We start from the raw sequence: 20,336 nt of genomic DNA, 5'->3' as shown, positions 1-20,336 counted from the left end.
TCACGGCCCCCGGGCCCCCACCCCGCCCGTCGACCGGGAACCGCCCGGTGGCAGAGTTCCCATGATCGAACGTCACATCGCACGGGGGGCACCGCATGACCAAGGTCGAGGAGTTCGAGGAGCTCCGGCCGCTGCTGTTCTCGGTCTCCTACCGGATCCTCGGCAGTGTGAGCGAGGCCGAGGACGTCGTGCAGGAAGCCTGGCTGCGCTACGACGCCTCGCCGACCAGGCCCGACTCGGTCAAGGCCTTCCTGTCGACCACGGTCACCCGGCTCTCGATCGACGTGCTGCGCTCGGCCCGGGTGCGGCGGGAGGCGTACGTCGGGCCGTGGTTCCCGGAGCCGCTGCTCAGCGATCCCTACCAGGACCCGGAGCGGGCGGCCGAGTTGGCGGACTCGGTGTCGATGGCGGCCCTGCTGCTGCTGGAGCGGCTCGGCCCGGTGGAGCGGGCGGTCTTCCTGCTGCGCGAGGTGTTCGGCTTCGAGTACCCGGAGATCGCCGCCGCGGTCGGCCGCTCGGAGGCGTCCTGCCGCCAGCTGCTGGTCCGGGCCAAGCGGCACATGGCCGAGGGCCGGCCCCGCTTCGAGGCCGACCGCGCGGAGCGGGACGAGCTGGCGGCCCGGTTCTTCGAGGCGATGGCCGGCGGCGACATGGAGGGGCTCCAGCAGCTGCTCGCCGCCGACGTGCAGTTCGTCGGCGACGGCGGCGGGAAGGCCCCGCAGCTGGCCCGGGCGGTCAGCGGTGCGGCCAACGTCGCCCGGCTGCTCGCCGCGGTCTTCCCGGTGCTGCTGCGGATCGACGTCACCGTCGAGCCGCAGGAGGTCAACGGCCAGCCCGGCGCCGTGTTCCGGGACCGCGACGGGAAGGTGCTCCAGGCGCTGGCCCTGGACGTGCTGGAGGGGCAGGTGCAGGCCGTCCGGGTGGTGCTCAACCCGGACAAGCTGCGCCACCTCGGGCCGGTGGCCGACGCCTGGGCGGTCAGCGAGGAGGTGCGGCGCGCCCGCCGCACCTCCTCCTGACCCGCCGTCAGCCGATGGAGATCCGGAAGATCTTGTCGGCGCCGTCGGCCGCCCCGCCGTTGTTGTCGGCGTTGGTGGTGGTCAGCCAGAGCTGGTCCGCCCCCGGCACCTTGGTGACGGTGCGCAGGCGGCCGTAGGTGCCGACGTAGTAGGAGGTGGCGGTGCCGACGGTCTCGGTGTCGCCGTTGATCGGGATGCGGTACATCCGGGTGCCCTTGAGGGCGGCCATGTAGATGACGTTGCGGACGATGGCGATGCCGCTCGGGGAGGCCACGTTGACCGCCCAGGTGGCCTTGGGGTTGGTCATCCCGGCGGTGGAGCAGGTGCCCTCGCAGGTCGGCCAGCCGTAGTTGGCGCCGGGCTTGATCAGGTTGAGCTCGTCGAACTTGGAGTCGCCGAACTCGGCCTCCCAGAGCCGCCCGCTCCGGTCGAAGGCCAGGCCCTGCGGGTTGCGGTGGCCGAGGCTGTAGACGTAGTTGCCGAAGGGGTTGCCGGGGGCGGGCTTGCCCGCGGTGGTCAGGCGCAGGATCTTGCCGTTGAGCGAGTTCTTGTCCTGGGCCAGGGCCTGGGTCTGGGCGTCGCCGGTGGTGGCGTAGAGGTAGCCGTCGGGGCCGAAGGCCAGCCGCCCGCCGTTGTGGTAGCGGTTCTTCTTGATGCCCTGGAGCAGCACGGTGTAGCCGCCGAGCGAGCTGCCGTTGTAGGTCATCCGGACGATCCGGTTGCCCTCGGAGGCGGTGTGCATGAAGTAGACGTACTTGTTGGACGTCCAGTTGGGGTCGATCGCCACGCCGAGCAGGCCGCCCTCGCCGTCGGTGGTCACCGCGTTGGGCACCGTCCCGACCAGGGTCTTGGAGCCGTCCTTGGCCTGCCGGAAGACCTTGAACGAATCCCGTTCGGTGACCAGGGCGTTGGAGCCGTCGGGCAGCCAGCCGATGCCCCACGGGACGGTCCAGCCGGAGGACAGGGTGGCCGGGGAGCCGGGCACGCCGCCGTCGGCGGTGCAGGCACCGGTGGTGAAGCCGACGGGCGCGGAGGCCGGGGAGTAGCCACCGGCCGTGTCCTTGGCCACCACGGTGAGGGCGAACGAGGCGTCACAGGCCAGGCCGGTCACGGTGGTCGTGGTGGCCGGCGGGGCGCCGGTGACGGTGGCCAGGACGGCGCTGCCGCTGCGCACCTCGTACGCCACCACGCCCTTGTCGTCGCTGGAGGCTCCCCAACTCAGCTTCGCCGAGCTGGCCTTGACCTCCGAGACGGTGGGCGTGCCCGGCGTGCTGGGCAGCGGGTCGGTGCTCGCCGTGGTGGTGCAGTCCAGGGCGACGCTGGCCGGGGAGGCGTTGCCGGCCGCGTCCCGTGCGATCACCGTGAGGTTGTAGGTGGTGCTGGGGGCCAGCCCGGTGAGCACCTTGGCGGTGGCGTCGCCGGGGGCCTCGGCCAGCTTGTTGCCGTGCTCGTAGAGGTCGTACGCGCTGACGCCGGCGTTGTCGGTGGCGGGGGCCCAGTTCAGGGTCAGGCCGTTCGGGCCGATGTCGGTGCAGCTGAGCTGGGCGGGGCGGCTCGGCGGCACGGTGTCGGCGGTGACGCCGACCGTGATCCGGTCCAGGTTGGGCCCGCCGTTGGCGGTGGTCGCGGTGGCCCGGACGGTGTTGGCCCCGGCGAGCAGCGGGACGTTCACCGTCTTGGTGGCCCAGGTGTCCCAGGTGGTGGTGGCCGGGAAGGAGATCCCGGCGGCCACCACGGTGCCGTTCACGACCAGGTCCATCGGGCGGTCCACCGTGGTGCCGTTGGCGTAGCGCAGGGTCAGCGGGGCCGTCCCGGCGGTGCCGGCGCTGACCGCGAACTCGACGTACGAGCCCACCGCGTTGGTGTAGTCCACGAAACCGGTGCCGGTGAAGCCGGTGTGGTTGGTGGCCACCGCGGCCTGGCCGAGCGTGGCGTCCTCGGCCTGGTAGTCGGTGCTCGGCGCGGTGACCTCCACCTCCAGGTAGTCGAGGTTGGGCAGGCCGTCGGCGCTGCTGGAGGTGAGGCGGACCTTGTTGGCCCCCGCGGTGAGCGGGGCGGTCACGGTCGCGGTGGTCCAGGTGTCCCAGGTGCCGGTGGACGGAAAGGACCGCCCGGCGGCGACCCGGGCCCCGTTGACGGTGATGTCGGCGGGGCGGTCGATGGTGGTGCCGTTGGCGTACCGGACGGACAGCACCCCGGCGCCGGCGGTGGCGGCGTTCACCGTGAACTCGACCGAACTGCCCGACGCGTTGTCGCCGTTGACGAATCCGGTGCCCGAGTAGCCGGTGTGGTTGGACTCCACCGCACCCTTGGTCACGCTCGCGCCCTCCGCCTCGTAGCGGGCGGCCGCGGCCGGCGCCGGGGGCGCGGCCACCGTGCCGAGCACCAGAGCGGCGAGGGCTCCGCCGGTGGCCGCGAGATTCCTGGCTCTCATCCGATTCTCCTTGCAGGTCAGGGAGTTCACCGCCGGCGCCGGGCACGGGCGGTGAAGTCCCCGTCCGGACGGGCCCGTTCAGAATCCCGGCCTGCGCGGGCACGGTCAAGAGCATGGTTAGGAAACTTTCCGATTCATCGGGACCGGGCCGGCTCGGCCGGGCGACCGGGGGCCACCCTCCGGCCCGCTCCGCCACCAGGCGTCCCCCGGTTGCCGCACCGGCCCTGACGGCCCGTCGGCTCCAGCGGGCCCCGGCGCGCCGGGGCCGGAGTGGGCCTCACCACACCCGCCGGCCACCCTCGACACGCCCGCACCGCACCGCCGCCAAGCTGTTACCGGACTGTTGACGAGGAGTCAACTGTGCCGTGGCGCACACCGATATGGTCTACGCGCGCAACCGTTCGCCGACCGGCCCGGACGCGGCAGCTGCCCGGAAGTGTCCGGATTCTGTCACGACCCGCGCCCGTACGGCGGTCACGGGCGGGCGCCGGAGCGGTGATCAGTGCGATACTCGGACAGTTCCGACGGATGGATGACGCGTCAAGAGACGCGTACACCCGGGGGGACGAGTACGGGACGGAACGAGGGAGGCGCGGCATGGGAGCACTTCGCGACGAGCACCACAACGGGTGGCTGATGCCCTCCGGCCACTACCCGGCTGCCGTGTACGAGGATCAGTGGCCGACCCAGGAGAGTGCCGTGGCGGTCCCCGCCCCGGCGAAGATCGTCTCCCTGAAGCCGACCGGCTTCGAAGCCGCGCGCGCCGTGGGCGAGCACATCCGTTCGGGCACCCCGGTGGTCATGGACGTGACGGAGATGTCGGACGCCGAGGCCAAGCGGATGGTGGACTTCGCCTCCGGTCTGGTCTTCGGCACCATGGGCGGGATCGAGCGGATCGCCCGCCGGGTCTTCCTGCTCACCCCGGCCGACGTCGAGGTGATGGTGATCGACCGCCCGCTCGACGACACCGGCTTCTACAACCAGAGCTGACGCGACGACAGGCCCGAGAGGCCCGGCGCCCCCACCAGGGGGCGCCGGGCCTCTCCCCGTTCCCTGTGCGGGCCGCCGGGCACTGTTGCCCGGCGGTGACAGTCGCTCGACAGTTCGAGGACGTGCGGCTGACAGGCTTCTCGCATCGCACGGAGCAGCAAGCGGTCGCCTGGTGACAGAGGCTCAACGACCGAAGGGCGTCTCACGGCACGATCCACGACCCGTCTCGCCTTCCAGGGGGAAGTCACCATGTCCGCTCGCATCCGCCGCCGCGCCGCCGTCTCGCTCGTCTGCGCGCTCACCACCGGCACCACCCTGCTGCTCACCGCCTGCGACCCGGCGACGGGCAGGTCCGCCGCGCCCGCCGCGAGCTCCGCTCCGAGCCGGCCGTCCACCGACGCCCCGGCGTCGCCGACCGCAGCCCCGTCGGCCACCGCGACCCCCTCGGCCTCCGCGACCCCGACCACCCCGGCCGTGCCGACCACCCCGGCCGCCCCGCGCACCACCGCGCCGGGCGTCGTGCCGGCGGCGCTGCTGAACCGGACCGCGCACACCGGACTGACCATCAGCAACGGCACCAACCTGGTCGTGATGGACGGCACCACGGTCGACTTCCACACCGCCGTCCGCGACCTCTCCTGGTCCCCCGACGGCTCGCGCGCCGCCTTCGTCGACGGCAACGGCGACCTGGTCACCAGCCGCCCCGACGGCACCGGCCGCTCCCTGGTCGCGAAGAACCCCGGCGGCCAGAGCTGGTCCCACCCGACCTGGCAGGTCTCCGACGGCTACCAGGGCGGCTCGCCGAAGAAGAACCTGTTCTTCACCATCACCCGCGACGGCACCACCCGGCTGGCCACGGTGCCCGTGGACGGCACCGCCCACGCCCCCGCGGCGCTGCCGCTGGGGAACTACTCCGACGAGAACGCCGTCGCACTGCCCACCACCGGGAACACCTGGATCAACGGCTCGGACCGGCTGGGCACCACCGTCTACGCCAACACCACCGACGGCGACGTCTACATCCGCGACGACTACCTGCGCCAGCAGGGCGGCGTGGTGACGAAGGGTTCGCAGCCCGCGATCTCCGCCGACGGCGACTCCCTGGTCTTCGTCCGGCCGGTCGGCGGCCACAACCACGTCTTCCGGCAGAGCCTGCGCACCGAGGACCGGACCGCCAAGGACCTCACCCCGTACGCGGGCGAGGACTTCACCGAGCCCGCCTGGTCCCGCGACGGCAAGACCGTCGCGGTGCGCACCCCCGCGGGGATCGCCGTCCTGCCGGCCGACGGCTCCGCCGCCCCCGAGCTGGTCTCCTCGGTCCGCGGTCTGCCCGCCTACCGGGGCTGAACCGCCCCGCCCGGCCGGTCGAGTTCGGCCCGCAGCAGCTCCAGGTGCTCCTCCGAGCGCCCGTGCGGCAGGAACTCGACCGGCTCCAGGAAGCGGAACAGCACGTTGGCCTCGGTGATCGCGTACTCGTAGTCCGCGAACCCGACCACCGCGCCCGTGGCGCCCCGGGCCGTCCCGCGGACCAGATGCTCCGTCAACTCGTCCGGCCGCTCCGCCGACAGCCCGCGCCGGGCGTTCGGCCGGGCCAGGTACGGGCAGACCATCGAGGCGTACAGCATGCACACCCGGTGCCCCGGCCCTTCCAGGGTCGGGGCCAGGTTGCGGTACCGCCGGCCCGCCGCCAGCGCCTCCCCGATCGCCGCGCTCTCGGCCGCCCCGACCACCCGCCACACCGGCCCGGCCGGCATCTCCCGCCCGCACACCGAGCAGAGCCGCTCCCGCGCGCACTCGGCGCTGCGCCCGTAGTCGGTCAGCGCGAACTGCGGCTCGTCCTCCTCCCACGGCGTGATGGCGGGCACGGGGTACCCACGGCTGTCCTGGGGCCTGGCCGCGACGGAGGACGGCATCGGAACGGCGGTGAAGCGCATGCCCCATCCCTATCAGCTCCCGCCTCCCGCCGGACAGCGCCCCGGCCCCTTGAACACTCGGCGCCCCGTTTGAGACATCCATGTCTCATGTGAGCTACACTCGCTCCATGGCCACAGACCGCGACTCCGTACTCGAAGCCGCCGTCGGCGTGCTCTCCCGCCGCCCGACCGCCCACCTCGACGAGATCGCCCGCGCCGCCGGGATCAGCCGTGCCACGCTGCACCGCACCTTCCCCGGCCGCGAGGCGCTGATCCGCGAGGTGGGCGCGCTCGGCCTGCGCAAGTTCGCCGCCGCGCTCGACACGGCCGCGATCGAGAGCGGCAGCCCGGAGGCCGCCCTGCGCCGCCTGGTGGACGCCGTCGTACCCGACGCCGCGCTCTGCGCCTTCCTGGCCGGAGAGAACCAGCTCTTCGACGACCAGGAGATCAACGACCTCTGGGAGGTCCAGGACGCCCGGGTCCGCGCGCTCTTCCTCCGTGGCCAGCAGGAGGGCGTGTTCCGCGTCGAGCTCTCCGCCGGCTGGCTCAGCGAGGCCTTCTTCGACCTCGTGGCCGGCATCGGCTGGGCGGTCCAGGACGGACGCCTCGCCCCCCGTGACAGTGCCTACTCGCTCGCCGAGCTCTTCCTCGGCGGTGCCCTCAGGAGCCCTGAACAGAAATGAGCACCACCCACTCCGCCCGTTCCCGCTGGCTCGGCCTCGGCGTACTGGTACTGGCGGTGACCCTGGTCGCGCTCGACGCGACCGTGCTCTCCCTCGCCCTGCCCTCGATCAGCGAGACCCTGCACCCCAGCGGCACCCAGCTGCTCTGGATCGGTGACGCCTACTCCTTCGTGCTGGCCGGCCTGCTGGTCAGCATGGGCGCGCTCAGCGACCGGATCGGCCGCAAGAAGCTGCTGCTGATCGGCTCCACCGCGTTCGGCGCCGCCTCGCTGCTGGCCGCCTACGCACCCACCCCCGGCTGGCTGATCCTGGCCCGCGCGCTGCTCGGCATCGCCGGCGCCACCATCATGCCCTCCACCCTCTCGCTGATCCGCAGCCTCTTCCCGGACGCCCGGGAGCGGGCCACCGCGATCGGCATCTGGGGCGCGGGCGCCACCGCCGGCGCCGCGCTCGGCCCGGTGGTCGGCGGTGTGCTCCTCGAGCACTTCTGGTGGGGCTCGGTCTTCCTGCTCAACCTCCCCGTGCTGGCCCTGCTGCTGGTGCTCGGCGGCTGGCTGCTGCCCGAGTCCAAGGACCCCAAGCCCGGCCGCTGGGACGTGCTCAGCGTGCTGCTGTCGATGACCGGTGTGATCGGCGTGGTCTACGCGGTCAAGGAGGCCGCGGCCAACGGCCTCGGCCACTGGCCGATCCCGGTGACCTTCGCGCTCGGTGCCACCGCGCTCACCGTCTTCGTCCGCCGCCAGCTGCGGCTGGAGTCCCCGCTGCTGGACGTCCGGCTCTTCGTCAACCCGCGCTTCACCGCGGCCGTGCTCTCCTCGCTGGCCTCGCTGATCGGGCTCTCCGGCGTGATCTTCTTCATGTCGCAGTACCTCCAACTGGTGCGCGGGTACTCCCCGCTGACGGCCGGTCTGGCCGAGCTGCCGGCCTTCGTCGGCGCCGTGGCCGGCGGTCTGCTGACCGCGAAGCTGGCCCGCCGGGCCGGTGTCCGGGCCACCCTGGCCGGGGGTCTGCTGGCCATGGGCGCGGGCGTCGCGGTGCTCGGCTGGGTGCACCAGGGCAGCCCCTACCTGCTGCTCGGCGCCGCCTTCCTGGCCGCCGGCGCGGCCGAGGGCATCGTCTACACCCTCTCCGCCGACCTGGTGCTCACCGCCGCGCCGCCGGAGAAGGCCGGCGCCGCCTCCGCCGTCTCGGAGACCGCCTACGAGCTGGGCACCGCCCTCGGCATCGCCCTGCTGGGCTCGGTGGTCACCGCCATCTACGCCGGCTCGCTGGTGATGCCGGCCGGCACCGAGGCCCTCGGCACCGAGGCCGAGCAGTCGATCGGCAACGCGGTGCAGGCCGCCTCCACCCTGCCCGCCGAACTGGGCGAGCAGCTCACCGCCGCCGCCCGCACCGCCTTCGTGCACGGCATGAACGTGGCCGCGATCGCGGCGGGAGCCCTGCTGCTCTCCGCCTCGCTCTTCGCCTGGTGGAAGCTCCGCGGCCAGGACGCCGCCGCCGGGGCCGAGCGCCCCGCCGACCACCTGGTCCACTGAGCCGACGAGCCCCCTGACCGACCGTCAGGGGGCTCGCGCGCGCCACCGCTCAGCGGTAGCGGTAGTCCAGCTCCAGCTCGGCCCAGACCACCTTGCCGTCCTTGGTCTGGCGGGTGCCCCAGCGGTGGGCGAGCTCGCTGACCAGGTGCATGCCGCGGCCGCCCTCGTCCTGCTCGGCGGCGGTCCGCAGGCGCGGGGCCTGGCCGCCCGAGTCGGCCACCTCCACGGTCAGCGTCCGGTCCCGGAACAGCCGCAGCCGGCGCGGCGCCTCTGCGTGCAGCAGCGCGTTGGTGACCAGCTCACTGACCATCAGCTCGGCGAAGTCGGTGAGCTGCGCCAGCCCCCAGGCCCGCAGGGTGTCCCGGGTGAACTTCCGGGCCCGGCTGGGGGCCGGGCCCTCGCCGTCCAGGTGGAGGGTGGCGATCCGGTCGGAAGGGATCGGCAGCGCCCGGGCCATGATCATGGCGATGTCGTCCTCGGTGCCGTCGCTCACCAGGGCGGCCAGCGCCGCGTCGCAGCTGGCCTCCAGCGTGCGGCCGCGCCCCGAGAGCACCTGGGCCAGCAGGCCGATGCCGTGGTCGATGTCCTCACCGCGGCGCTCCACCAGGCCGTCGGTGTACAGGGCCAGCAGACTGCCCTCGGTGAGGGTGAACTCGGTGGACTGGAAGGCCACCCCGCCGACCCCGAGCGGGACGCCCGGCGGCAGTTCGATCGCCCGGGACACCCCGTCGGGGCTGACCTTGACCGGCGGCAGGTGCCCGGCCGAGGCGATCGTGCAGGTGCCCTCCACCGGGTCGTAGACCGCGCAGATGCAGGTGGCGAACTGGCCCTCGCCGATGCCCATCGCGGTCTCGTCCAGGCGGGTCAGCACCTGCTCCGGCGGCATGTCCAGGGTGGCCAGGGTCCGCGCCACGGTGCGCAGCTGACCCATCGTCGCGGCCGCCCGGATGCCGTGGCCCATCACGTCGCCGACCACCAGCGCGACCCGGCCGCAGGAGAGCGGCACCACGTCGAACCAGTCGCCGCCGACCTCGCTGACCAGGCTGCTGGGCAGGTAGCGGTAGGCGATCTCCAGACCGAGCGTGCGGTGGATCTCCTGCGGCAGCAGGCTGCGCTGCAGGGTGAGGGCGGTCTCCCGCTCGCGCCGGTAGAGCCGGGCGTTGTCCAGCGCGATGGCGGTGCGGGCCACCAGCTCCTCGGCCAGCGCCACGTCCGCCGCCGAGAACGGCTCGGGGTTGCGCATCCGGACGAACTCGGAGCCGCCGAGCACCATCCCGCGCGCCATGATCGGCACCATCAGGTACGAGTGGATGCCGGCCCGCACCCCGGGGGCGACCCGGTCCGGCTCGGCCACCAGGGCGGCCAGCACCTGCTCGTCCACGTGCGGGCGCAGCAGCGGGCGGCCGCTGCGCAGGCACTCGGTGTAGGTGCGCTTGGAGTCGTACTCGGAGGTGGAGCCGACGGCGTCGGCCGCGCTGGTCATGCCGGCCTCGTACGCCTCGCCGACCGCCACCGCGCGCAGCTTGACGCCCCGGTCGGGCTCCAGCCGTGACGGCTCCTCACCCCGCAGCACGGGCTCCAGCAGGTCGACGGTGGCGAAGTCGGCGAACCGCGGGATGACGGCCTCGACCAGCTCCTCGGCGGTGCGCTGGAGGTCCAGGGTGGTGCCGATCTTCGCGGTGGCCTCGGCGAGCAGGGCCAGCCGCTCCTGGGCCCGGGAGGCGCGGGCCTCGGCCTGGAAGCGCTCGGTCACGTCGATGATCGAGGAGGAGACGCCGAGCACCTGGCCGGTGGAGTCCTCCAGCCGGAAGTACGAGGCCGACCAGGCCCGGTCCCGGCGCGGGTCGCCGGGGGTGCGGCCGTGGGAGCGGGCGTCGACCACCGGCCGTCCGGTGGCCAGGACCTGACGCATCACCGCCTCGATCTCCGAGGAGTTGATGCCGGGCAGCACCGCGTTGATCCGGCGGCCGAGGTGCGCCTCGACGGAGAGGCCGTTGATCCGGGCCAGCGCGTCGTTGAGGCGGACGTAGCGCAGCTCGGTGTCGTAGACGGCCATCCCGATCGGGGACTGCGCGAAGATGCCGTCCAGCACCGCGAGGTCACCCTCCACCTGGCGCAGCGCGCCGAGGTCGGAGGCGGTGGCCAGCAGCAGCCGCTCGCCGCCGGGGCCGGTGATGGGGTAGGTGCGGAACTCCAGCTCGACCCGGTGGCCGTCGCGGTGCCGGATGGCGTACACCCCGGACCAGCCCTTGCCGGCCATGATCTGACGGAACAGCTCCTGGGCGGGCTCGCGCTCGGTGTCGGGGATCAGCAGCCGCCCGGCGTAGGAGCCGACGGCCTGGTCCGCGGTGTACCCGGTGAGCGCCTCGGCGTCCCCGCTCCAGTGCAGGATGCGGCCGTCGCCCTCGATCAGGGCGGTGGCCAGCGGCACCAGCCGATGACCCGTCAGGTCTGCCGGGACGGCACCCGCCGCCGGGCCGGTGCCGTCCGGTGTGTTCCGCTCGCTGCCTTGCATGATCAGGGGATCACCTGTCAGGTACGTTCCCCGGCCGGGCCGGGCCGGATCGGCTCCCCACCAGACTGCACGTCCCCGGGTACGGGTGCGACTGCTGGTCCGTCAGGTGGAGTACGTGGTGGGTGGTCAGGGTGCTGGCCGGGGCACAGGCTACGACAGCGGACACCCGTTCGGACATGGTCGTGCAGCACCTTGGACAAGCTGTGACCTGCCGGACCACGGTCAGGTCACGGCCCGGGCCCCGCCCAGCACCGCGTCCAGGGTGCGGGCCCACTGCCGGACCACGCCCGAGCGGCGCTGGCCGTCGTCGGTGAGCAGGTTGGCCAGGCCCAGGCCGCGGGCCAGGTCGAGGGTGGCCTGGACGGTCTCGCGCACGCCCGGGGTGGCCTCGTCCGCGCCGAGGAACTCCACCGCGGCCCGGTGCGCCTCCCGGCCGATCTGGTTCTCCAGCGCGACCAGACGCCCGCGCAGCGGCTCCTCGGTGGCGGCCGCCACCCACAGGTGCAGCGCGGCGCGGAACAGCGGCCCGGTGTAGAGGCGGACGATCAGCTCGACCACCGCCTCCGTGCGGCGCTCCGCCGGCGGTGCCAGCCCGTCCAGGTGGGCGCGCAGGTCCGCCAGCCGCTCGGCCGCGACGTGCTCCACGGCGGCGGTGAAGAGGTCCTCGCGGGTGCGGAAGTGGTGCTGGGCCGCGCCCCGGGTGACCCCGGCCCGCTCGGCCACCACCGCGACGGTGCTGCCCTGCCAGCCGACCTCGGCCAGGCACTCCACCGCCGCCTCCAGCAGTCGGCGGCGGGTGGCCCGGCTGCGGTCCTGCTGGGGCATCCGGGCGGCCGGGGCGGTGGCCGGTGTGCCCGCGGGGACGGGCGCCGAGGTGCTCGCTGAGGTGGTCATGGCGGCCTCCCTGCCGGGTCTTCGGTCCCCGCCGATCCTGCCAGACCGGCGGGGAGCCGCCCGCTCCGGGCCCGCTGACCGGGCGTCAGCCCTGCCGCTCGCGCAGCTGCCGGCGCAGGATCTTCCCGGCCGCCGACTTGGGCACCACCTCCACGAACTCCACCGCCCGCACCTTCTTGTACGGCGCGACCCGCTCGGCCACGTACCCGCTGACCTGCTGCTCCGTCAGCCCGCTGCCGGGGGCCCGGACCACGAAGGCCTTGGGGCGCTCCTCGCCGTCCTCGCCGCGCACCCCGATCACCGCGGCGTCGGCCACCTCCGGGTGGGTGAGCAGCAGCGCCTCCAGCTCGGCGGGGGCGACTTGGTACCCCTTGTACTTGATCAGCTCCTTCACCCGGTCCACCACGAACAGGTAGCCGCGCTCGTCGACCAGGCCGACGTCCCCGGTGTGCAGCCAGCCGTCCGGGTCGATCATCGCGTCGGTCTCGCCCTTGCGGCCGAAGTACCCCCGCATCACCTGGGGGCCCTTGAACAGCAGTTCGCCGCGCTCGCCGACCCCGAGATCGGTGCCGGAGCCGTCCAGGGCGACCACCCGCAGCTCGGTGGAGGCGACCAGCTTGCCGACCGTGCCGGCCGGCGGGTCCTCGTCGTCCAGCGGCACCACGTGGGTGACGGGCGAGAGCTCGGTCATCCCGTAGCCCTGGTGGATCCGGTCCAGCCCGAGCCGGCGGGCGGCGGCGTCCGCCAGCTCGGCGTCGAGCGGGGCTGCGGCGCTCAGCACGTAGCGGACGGAGGAGAGGTCGTAGCGGTCCACCAGCGGGTGCTTCGCCAGGGCCAGCACGATCGGCGGGGCGGCGAAGACACCCTCGATCCGCTGGTCCTGGATGGTGCGCAGGAACTGCTCCAGGTCGAAGCGGGGCAGCACCACCACGGTGGAGCCGCAGCGCAGCGGGTGGTTGAGCAGGGCGGTCAGGCCGTAGATGTGGAAGAACGGCAGCACGGCCAGGATCCGCTCGCCCCGGCCGGTGGCGTGCACCGAGTCGGTCTGCAGCAGGTTGCTGCTGATGTTGCGGTGGCTGAGCATCACGCCCTTGGGCAGGCCGGTGGTGCCGCTGGAGTACGGCAGCACGGCGATGTCGGTGGCCGGGTCGATCTCCGGGCGCGGCGCCGGGGCGGTGGAGGCGATCAGGTCGGCGAGCGAGCGGTGGCCCTCGGCCCGGTCGCAGACGAATATCTCGGTGACCGGCACGCCCTCGGCGGCGACGGCCTTGGCGGCCTCGACGGCAACCGGGAGGAAGGCCGAGATGGTGATGATCCAGCGGGCACCGCTGTCCTTCAGCTGGCCGGCCAGCTCCGCGGCGGTGGTCAGCGAGCTGACCGTGGTGACGGTGGCCCCGGCCCGGGTGGCTCCGTAGAAGGCGATCGGATAGGCGATGGTGTTGGGGCTGTAGAGGGCGATCACGTCGCCCTTGCGCACCCCGGCCTCGGCCAGCCCGGCCGCGAACCGGAGGCTGGCGCCGTCCAGTTGGGCGTAGCTGACGGACTCCCCGGTGATGCCGTCCACCAGGGCCGGCTGGTCCGGGTGCTCGGCCACGTTGCCGAGCACCGCGTCGTGGATCGGCAGGTCGAGTGCGTCGATCGCGGGGTAGTCACTGCGGAACACCATGCGGTCCTCCAAGCCGGGGGTGGGTGGTGCGGGCCCTCCAAGAGTGCCGCCACCGCGCCGTTCCCGACAGGGGACCGACCGGGCGGGTGCCCCGGCCGACGCCCCGTCAGGCCGGGTCGAAGGCCTGTGGGTAGACGAAGTCCCCGCGCAGGGACGGCTGGTAGGAGGCCAGCGGGCGGACCTGGAAGAACCGGCCCCAGCTCGGGTCCGGCGCGTTGACGCCCAGGTCGGTACTGCGGCGGAAGCCGTAGCGCCCGTAGTACTCCGGGCTCCCGAGCAGGGCCACCAGCGGCTCCCCGAGCGCGTCCGCGCCCCCGATCACCGCGTGCACCAACGCCAGCCCCACGCCCTTCCGTTGGTGCCCCGGCAGCACGCTGATCGGGCCCAGCCCGACCACCGGCACCCCGTCCACGTGGGCCCGGCTGCACACCACGTGCCCGACCACCTCGCCGTCCGGCCCCTCGGCCACCATCGACAGCTCGGGAATCCAGGCCGGCCCGGCGCGCAGCTGGTCCAGCAGCTCGACCTCGAAGGGCTCGACGGTCTCCAGCTTGGCGAAGGCGGCGGCGGTCAAGGCCCGGACGGCGGCCACGTCGGCGGGGGTCTCTCGTCTGATCAGCACCGGCACAGTGTGGAGTCGACTCCGGTGCCCCGCAAGGGATTTACCCCTCCCCCGGCCCGCCGTCCCCGCAGCTCAGATACCCATGGGGGTATACTGGCCTCGAAACCCCCACCCCCGAGGAGTCCCCCGTGTGCCGACGCACCACCTGCCGCACCTGCGGCAAGGCCACCCACGCGGGCTGCGGCCTGCACGTCGAGCAGGTCCTGGCCGGCATCCCGAAGAGCGCCCGCTGCGACTGCGACCCGTCCACCCGCAAGGGCCTGTTGGCCCGCCTGCTCGGCCGCTGACCCGACGCGGAGCGACGCCCGTGCCGGCCGGGCCGTCCGCCCTCCGACCCCGCCGTCAGGCGGCGGGCTCCCGGGGCGGGAGCGGGGTGTCCCAGTCCAGCAGGCGGAGCAGGGCCTCGTCGGGACGGGTCGCGGGGCGAGCGGAGTCCTGTGGCGGGGGGCCGTCCTGCGGACCGGAGCCGGCCGGCGGGCGGCTCGCGGTGAGGCGGGCACTGGTGGCGGTGTTGAGGTCGGTGCGCGGGCGGCGGTGGTACTCGTAGGCCGCCAGGGCGGCCTCGGCCGACGGGGCGTCACGCAGGGCCTTGGCCAGCACCACCGCGTCCTCCAGGGCCATCGACGCCCCCTGCCCGGTGGCCGGGGAGGCGGCGTGGGCGGCGTCGCCGATCAGCACCACACGGCGGCTGCGCCAGCGGTTCCCCGCCGGCAGGTGCAGGGCGTTGGTGACCATCAGCTCCTCGCCCGTCCCCGCCACGATGTCCGCGCAGGGCGTCCGGTCCGGCCGCAGCAGCGGCTCCAGCCAGGCCCGCCACTGCGCCGGGGTGGTCCGCGCCCGCTCCTCCGCGCCCACCGGCGCGCCCGCCACCCGCGCGAACCAGAAGGTCCGCCCGGCCGGCGAGACCAGGTAGCCGAAGGCCGCCTCGCTGCCCCGCACCATGGTGATCAGGTCGGGTGCGGCCACCGGCGGCGGCGCGGCCGTGCTGTACCCGTAGAACACCCGCTGCCCGGCGTACTCGGGCCCGGCCCCGTCCGGCTCCAGCCACCCGCGCACCGCCGAGTGCAGCCCGTCCGCGCCCACCAGCAGGTCACCGGCCTCCGAGGATCCGTCGGCGAAGTGCGCCGTCACCCCCTCCTCCGTCTCGGTCACCGAGGCGAGCCGGGCGCCGTGCCGCAGCGGGATCCCCCGCCGCCGGACCTCCCGCTGGAGCACCGCCCCGAGCTCGGCCCGCCGCAGACAGCGGTACCGGGCCAGCGGCCGCTCCACCTCCCCGAGCGGGACGGAGGCCAGCTCCGCGCCCTGCGCGTCGAGCACGGTCATCGCGGTGACGTCGAAGCCGACCCCGGCCACCGCCCGCTCGGCGTCGAAGCCGGCCAGCGCCCGCATGCCGTTGCTGGCCAAGGTCATGAAGGCGCCGATGTCCTCACCCGTGTCCGGGTGCGCCTCGTGGACCACCGGCTCGTGCCCCGCCTTGTGCAGCGCCAGGGCCGCCGCCGTCCCGGCGATCCCGCCTCCGGCCACCACGATCCGCGCCATCCGCCGCCCCCTCTTGCCGTGTCCCGGTCACCCGCCCTCCCATCCTGGCAGAACGGCCGTGCAAGCGTGGTCGGTTGACGAACCGACACCACGCCGACGGCCCGGGCCCGTTGCCCGGGCCGTCGGCCCCACCCCCTCAGCCGTGCGAGAAGGTCACCTTCGGCAGCACCCTGTCCAGCCACCTCGGGGTGTGCCAGGCGGCCCGCCCGGTCAGGCGCAGCATCACCGGCAGCAGCACCAGCCGCACCAGCGCCGCGTCCAGCAGCACCGCCACGCCGAGCACGATGCCCATCTCCTTGGGCGGCAGCGGCCCGGAGATCGCGAAGGTGAAGAACACCGCGACCATCACCCCGGCCGCCGCGAAGACCACCCGCCCGGAGTGGGCCAGCGCGCCGACCATCGCCCGGCGCGGGTCACCGGTGCGCTCGTACTGCTCCTTCGCGGAGGCGAGCAGGAAGACGGTGTAGTCCATCGCGATGGCGAAGATCATGGCGAAGAAGAACACCGGCGCCCACCCGTCCAGGAAGCCCTGCGAGGTGAAGCCCAACAGCCCGGCCCCGTGGCCGTCCTGGAACACCAGCCGGGCGACGCCGAACGCCGCGCCGGTGGAGAGCAGGCTGGCCAGCGTGCCGAGCGCCGCGATCAGCGGAGCCCGCAGCGCGACCAGCAGGAGCAGGAAGCCGAGCGCCATCACCACCCCGATCACCAGCGGCGTCTTCGCGGTGAGCAGCGCCTGGAGGTCGAGGTTCTCCACCGCCGCGCCACCGACCAGCGCCCCCTCCGGCAGCTGCGCGCGCAGCGCGTCCACGGTGCGCTCCAGCTCCGGGCTGGACGGGTCCACGGACGGGACGGCCTGGATCAGCGTCAGCCCCGAACCGTCGGCCGCCTGCTGACCGGGCATCACCCCGGCGATGCCCGGCGCGGCGGCGAGCTGCCCGGCGACGGCCTCGGCCTGCCCGGCCGGGGCCACGACCTGCAGGGCACCCGGCGCGCCGGGGCCGAAGGCCTGCTGGACGGCGGTGTACCCGGCCCGGGCGTCGGCGTCCGTCGGCAGCACCGTGATCGAGGGCATGGCCGTGCGCAGGCCGAGCACCGGCGCGGCAAGGGCGAGCAGCGCCACCAGGGCCAGCGCGCCGTAGCGGACGGGGTGGCGCCACAGGCGCTCGCCCCAAGCCGCGAAGCGCGGGGAGCTGTGCCCGGCCCGCTTGGCCCACGGCAGGGCGACGGCGTCCACCCGGTGGCCCAGGCGGCCCAGCACGGCCGGCAGCAGGGTGAGGGTGGCGGCCAGCACGAACAGCACCGCCAGCATGATGCCGCCCGCCATCGACCTGAAGGCCGGGGAGGGCACCAGCATCACGGCGGAGAGGCTGACCAGCACGGTGGCTCCGGAGAGCAGCACCGCCTTGCCCGCCGTGTCCATCGTCTCGGCCACCGCCCGGCCGTCTCCCTGGCCGGCGGCGCGGGCCGCCCGGAACCGCACCACCAGGAAGAGCGCGTAGTCGATGCCGAGGGCGAGGGCGAACATCATCGCGAAGTTCATCGCCCAGATGGAGACCGGGAACAGATGACTGATCAGCACCAGCGAACCGGCCGAGGCGGCCAGCCCCGCCATGGTCAGCAGCAGCGGCAGCCCGGCCGCGACCAGCGATCCGAAGGCCAGCACCAGAATGGCCAGCGTGACCGGCCAGGACATCACCTCGGACTTCATCATCGCGTCGTGATTGGCCTTGTTGAAGTCGCTCCAGAGCACCGAGGCTCCGGTCGCGTGCACCTCCACCCCGCCGCCCGACAGGGCCGCGAGCGGACCCTTGAGATCGTCGGCGGCGCGCACCATGTCGTCCGGCGAGGCCGCCGCTCCGGCCAGCAGTACGGCCGTGCGGCCGTCCTGGCTCACCGTCGCCCCCTCCTGCGGGGGCACCACGACGGAGACCCGCGGATCGGCGGCCGCCAGCTCCCCGGCCCGGTCGATCACCTGCCGGACGGCCGGGTCGCCCACCGGGCGGTCGGCGGCGACCACGATCTGCAGTGCGGTGGAGGCGTTCCCGGCGAAGTGCCGCTCGGCGAGCTGACGGACCTTCACCGACTCGGACCCGTCCGCCTGCCAGCCCGCCCCGGACAGCGCCGTGGTCACCTGCGGGGCGAAGGCCCCCAGCGCGGCGACCACCACCAGCCAGCCGACCAGCACGGACTTGAAGTGCGCCACCGACCAGAGGCCGAGACGGCCCAGCAGGCCGGGGCTTGAGGGTGGTTCGGAGAGCGTGGGGGCGACCTTCGCGAGGATGCTCATGGGACTTCCTATACGGGTGGGGGTATATACGGGGGCGAAGAAAAGGCCCGCCGTCAAGCGGGACTGTCCGACGGACGAGCACCACGACCGAGGAACACCGGCCGGCCGCGCGAGCGCCGCGGACCCAGCCACGCGGCCCGGCACGCCCGCCGAGCGGGCGCGTCCGGCAGGCGAGCACCACGGCCGGGAAGCACCCGCCGGCCGCGCGAGCTACACGGGCCCAGCCACGCGGCACAGCACGCCGCCGAGCGGGCCCGCGCTTCCGTCGGCCGGGGTGGCCGGACCGGTCGCCGCAGAGCGGTGCCGCCGGGCGAGTCGGCTCAGCCGGCCAGGGTGGCCAGGGCGGCCAGGGCTGCGCGGAGGCGCTCCGCCGCCTCGTCGGCGACCGGGGCCAGCTCCGGGTGGCCAGTGAAGGCGACGAGCAGCTGCGGGTCGGCGGCCTCGACCACCGTCCGGCCGGCCTCCGTCCGGACCACCACGTTGCACGGCAGCAGCAGGCCGATCCGGCGGTCCACCGCCAGTGCGCGGTGCGCGAGCGGCGGGTTGCAGGCGCCGAGGATGAGGTAGTCCTCCATCTCCTCGCCGAGCTTGGCCCGCAGCGTGGCCTGCACGTCGATCTCGGTCAGCACGCCGAACCCCTGCCCCGCCAGCGCGTCGCGCACCCGCGCGACGGCCTCGGCGAACGGGACGTCCAGCGCGACGGTCAGCTCCTGCTCCATGTCTCCACTCCATCTCTCCGAATACCCCTGGGGGCATTGATCCATCTTCTCTCACCATACCCCAGGGGGTATCCCATCAGCCGTTCCCCCGCTTCCGCCGCGCCCACGGCCCGGTCAGCGCGGGCCTCTCCGGGCCGGCCCGGGTCCGTACGGGTGGAATCGCCGGGCCTCCCCCGGGGCCGGTCCGCCCGCATCCGGCTCCGGTGTGACCGTGGGCACGCAAGGTCCCCCATCCGGAAGAGAGGCCGTCCCGCCCATGCGACGCACCCCCGCCCGCAGGCTCGCCGCCGCCCTGCTCACCCTCTCCACCCTGCTCCCGGTCGCCCTCGCCGCTCCCCCGGCCGAGGCCCGGCACCGCCCCACCACGCTCCTCCCCGCGCCGCCCGCCGCCGCCACGGCCGCCCACCCGGCCGCGACCGTCTCCACCGAGGGGCTCGACCCGGCCCTGGTCGCCCGCCTGGACGAGGCCATCGAACGCGTCCGGCAGGAGACCGGCACCCCCGGGGTCATCGCGGGCCTCTGGCTGCCCGGCCGCGGGGAGTACCTCAAGACCTTCGGCGTGGCCGACAAGCAGACCGGCGAGCCGATGGACCCGGCGATGCACTTCCGGATCGGCAGCGAGACCAAGACCTTCACCATCACCGCCCTGCTCAAGCTGGTCGACTGGGGCCTGGTCGACCTGGACGCACCGATCTCCACCTACCTGGACGGCGTGCCCTGCGGGGACGAGATCACCATCCGTCAGATGGCCGAGATGCGCAGCGGCCTGTACTCGTACACCTTCGACCCGGACTTCCAGCACGACCTGCTGAGCAACCCCCAACGCTCCTTCACTCCGAAGGAGTTGCTGGGCTACGCGTTCAAGCACGACAACGTCTTCGCGCCCGGGACGCAGTTCCAGTACTCCAACACCAACACCGTCCTGCTCGGCCTGGTGGTGGAGAAGCTCGGCAACCTACCGCTGCAGGACTTCCTCCTGCGCAACGTCACCGGCCCGGCCGGCCTGGACGAGACCTTCCTCGCGCACGACACCGCCCTCCCCTCCCCCTATCCGCACGGCTACACCAACCAGACCCTCAGCGGCGAGGTCGAGGACTCCACGCACTGGAACCCGAGTTGGGCCTGGGCGGCGGGGGCGATGGTCTCCGACCTGTGCGACCTGCGGGACTGGGCCAAGGTGCTGGCCACCGGCGAGCTGCTCACCCCCGCCACCCAGCACGAGCGCGAGAAGTTCGTCCCCGTCCCCGGCCTGAGCGACGGCGGCTACGGCCTCGGCCTGTTCGCCACCCACGGGTGGATCGGCCACGACGGCTCCCTCCCCGGCTACGAGAGCGTCACCATGTACCTCCCCGAGGCCGACGCCACCATGGTCATCCTCCTCAACACCGACGTCCTCCACGACGGCCACGAGCCCAGCGGCCTCTTCGCCAAGGCCGTCACCGAGATCGCCACCCCCGACCACGTCTACACCCTCCCCAGCAGGCCCTGACCTCCTCACCACCCCCGCCCCTGCCCCCCGC

The 20,336-nt window shown here is 73.8% G+C and carries 16 protein-coding genes; 7 read left to right on the top strand and 9 right to left on the bottom strand.

What is annotated here, in order from left to right; genetic code table 11:
* The first annotated feature begins 95 nt into the window (after positions 1–95).
* Positions 96–1,019, top strand: a complete 924-nt coding sequence (locus tag ACWCYY_RS26730) for an RNA polymerase sigma-70 factor (protein WP_449797492.1) — start codon at positions 96–98, stop codon at positions 1,017–1,019.
* A 7-nt stretch (positions 1,020–1,026) separates the two neighbouring features.
* Here the strand turns inward: ACWCYY_RS26730 and ACWCYY_RS26725 are convergent, their stop codons facing one another.
* Positions 1,027–3,453, bottom strand: coding sequence for a PQQ-dependent sugar dehydrogenase (locus tag ACWCYY_RS26725; RefSeq protein WP_449797491.1), 2,427 nt, complete (start codon positions 3,451–3,453; stop codon positions 1,027–1,029).
* 597 nt (positions 3,454–4,050) lie between these two features.
* Here ACWCYY_RS26725 and ACWCYY_RS26720 point away from each other — a divergent pair.
* Entirely contained in the window at positions 4,051–4,443 is a 393-nt protein-coding gene (locus tag ACWCYY_RS26720; protein ID WP_345283215.1) for a cell division protein SepF, read from the top strand.
* Between the two features lie 249 nt (positions 4,444–4,692).
* On the top strand, positions 4,693–5,790 hold the full coding sequence (locus ACWCYY_RS26715) for a hypothetical protein (protein WP_449797490.1): 1,098 nt from the start codon (positions 4,693–4,695) through the stop codon (positions 5,788–5,790).
* On the opposite strand, the gene ACWCYY_RS26710 is transcribed toward ACWCYY_RS26715, so the two are convergent.
* On the bottom strand, positions 5,778–6,377 hold the full coding sequence (locus ACWCYY_RS26710) for a hypothetical protein (RefSeq protein WP_345283212.1): 600 nt from the start codon (positions 6,375–6,377) through the stop codon (positions 5,778–5,780). The two genes, ACWCYY_RS26715 and ACWCYY_RS26710, sit on opposite strands and share 13 nt — an antisense overlap.
* Before the next feature lie 107 nt (positions 6,378–6,484).
* On the opposite strand from ACWCYY_RS26710, the gene ACWCYY_RS26705 reads away from it, so the two are divergent.
* Positions 6,485–7,039 carry a TetR/AcrR family transcriptional regulator gene (locus tag ACWCYY_RS26705; RefSeq protein WP_449797489.1) on the top strand — a complete coding sequence of 185 codons (555 nt, stop codon included), beginning with the start codon at positions 6,485–6,487 and terminating at the stop codon, positions 7,037–7,039.
* Positions 7,036–8,574, top strand: a complete 1,539-nt coding sequence (locus ACWCYY_RS26700; RefSeq protein WP_380149209.1) for an MFS transporter — start codon at positions 7,036–7,038, stop codon at positions 8,572–8,574. The genes ACWCYY_RS26705 and ACWCYY_RS26700 overlap by 4 nt, the downstream gene beginning before the upstream one ends.
* Positions 8,575–8,623: 49 nt before the next feature.
* Here the strand turns inward: ACWCYY_RS26700 and ACWCYY_RS26695 are convergent, their stop codons facing one another.
* The 4 genes from ACWCYY_RS26695 to ACWCYY_RS26680 form a co-directional block, all read right to left on the bottom strand.
* Positions 8,624–11,089, bottom strand: a complete 2,466-nt coding sequence (locus tag ACWCYY_RS26695) for a SpoIIE family protein phosphatase (RefSeq protein ID WP_345290856.1) — start codon at positions 11,087–11,089, stop codon at positions 8,624–8,626.
* Positions 11,090–11,311: 222 nt separating this feature from the next.
* Positions 11,312–11,983 carry a TetR/AcrR family transcriptional regulator gene (locus tag ACWCYY_RS26690; RefSeq protein WP_380149207.1) on the bottom strand — a complete coding sequence of 224 codons (672 nt, stop codon included), beginning with the start codon at positions 11,981–11,983 and terminating at the stop codon, positions 11,312–11,314.
* Positions 11,984–12,068: 85 nt separating this feature from the next.
* Entirely contained in the window at positions 12,069–13,649 is a 1,581-nt protein-coding gene (locus tag ACWCYY_RS26685; protein WP_449797488.1) for an AMP-binding protein, read from the bottom strand.
* A 106-nt stretch (positions 13,650–13,755) separates the two neighbouring features.
* Positions 13,756–14,271, bottom strand: coding sequence for a GNAT family N-acetyltransferase (locus ACWCYY_RS26680; RefSeq protein ID WP_345290854.1), 516 nt, complete (start codon positions 14,269–14,271; stop codon positions 13,756–13,758).
* Between the two features lie 128 nt (positions 14,272–14,399).
* Between ACWCYY_RS26680 and ACWCYY_RS26675 the strand changes: the two genes are divergently transcribed.
* A complete protein-coding gene (locus tag ACWCYY_RS26675) occupies positions 14,400–14,558 on the top strand; it encodes a hypothetical protein (RefSeq protein ID WP_380149205.1) in 159 nt (52 codons plus the stop codon).
* Between the two features lie 55 nt (positions 14,559–14,613).
* Here ACWCYY_RS26675 and ACWCYY_RS26670 read toward each other — a convergent pair whose 3' ends face one another.
* From ACWCYY_RS26670 to ACWCYY_RS26660, 3 genes are all read right to left on the bottom strand, one after another.
* Positions 14,614–15,810 carry an FAD-dependent oxidoreductase gene (locus ACWCYY_RS26670; protein WP_380149203.1) on the bottom strand — a complete coding sequence of 399 codons (1,197 nt, stop codon included), beginning with the start codon at positions 15,808–15,810 and terminating at the stop codon, positions 14,614–14,616.
* Positions 15,811–15,946: 136 nt separating this feature from the next.
* Entirely contained in the window at positions 15,947–18,097 is a 2,151-nt protein-coding gene (locus tag ACWCYY_RS26665) for an MMPL family transporter (protein WP_449797487.1), read from the bottom strand.
* Positions 18,098–18,417: 320 nt separating this feature from the next.
* Complete coding sequence (locus ACWCYY_RS26660; RefSeq protein ID WP_449797486.1) at positions 18,418–18,816, bottom strand: DUF302 domain-containing protein; 399 nt, start codon at positions 18,814–18,816, stop codon at positions 18,418–18,420.
* A gap of 256 nt (positions 18,817–19,072) precedes the next feature.
* Here ACWCYY_RS26660 and ACWCYY_RS26655 point away from each other — a divergent pair, with 256 nt between their 5' ends.
* Positions 19,073–20,305, top strand: a complete 1,233-nt coding sequence (locus ACWCYY_RS26655; protein WP_449797485.1) for a serine hydrolase domain-containing protein — start codon at positions 19,073–19,075, stop codon at positions 20,303–20,305.
* Positions 20,306–20,336 lie beyond the last annotated feature (31 nt).

It is taken from the genome of Kitasatospora sp. NPDC001664 (genome assembly GCF_053596675.1).
This window is presented reverse-complemented; position numbering and strand designations above follow the sequence as displayed.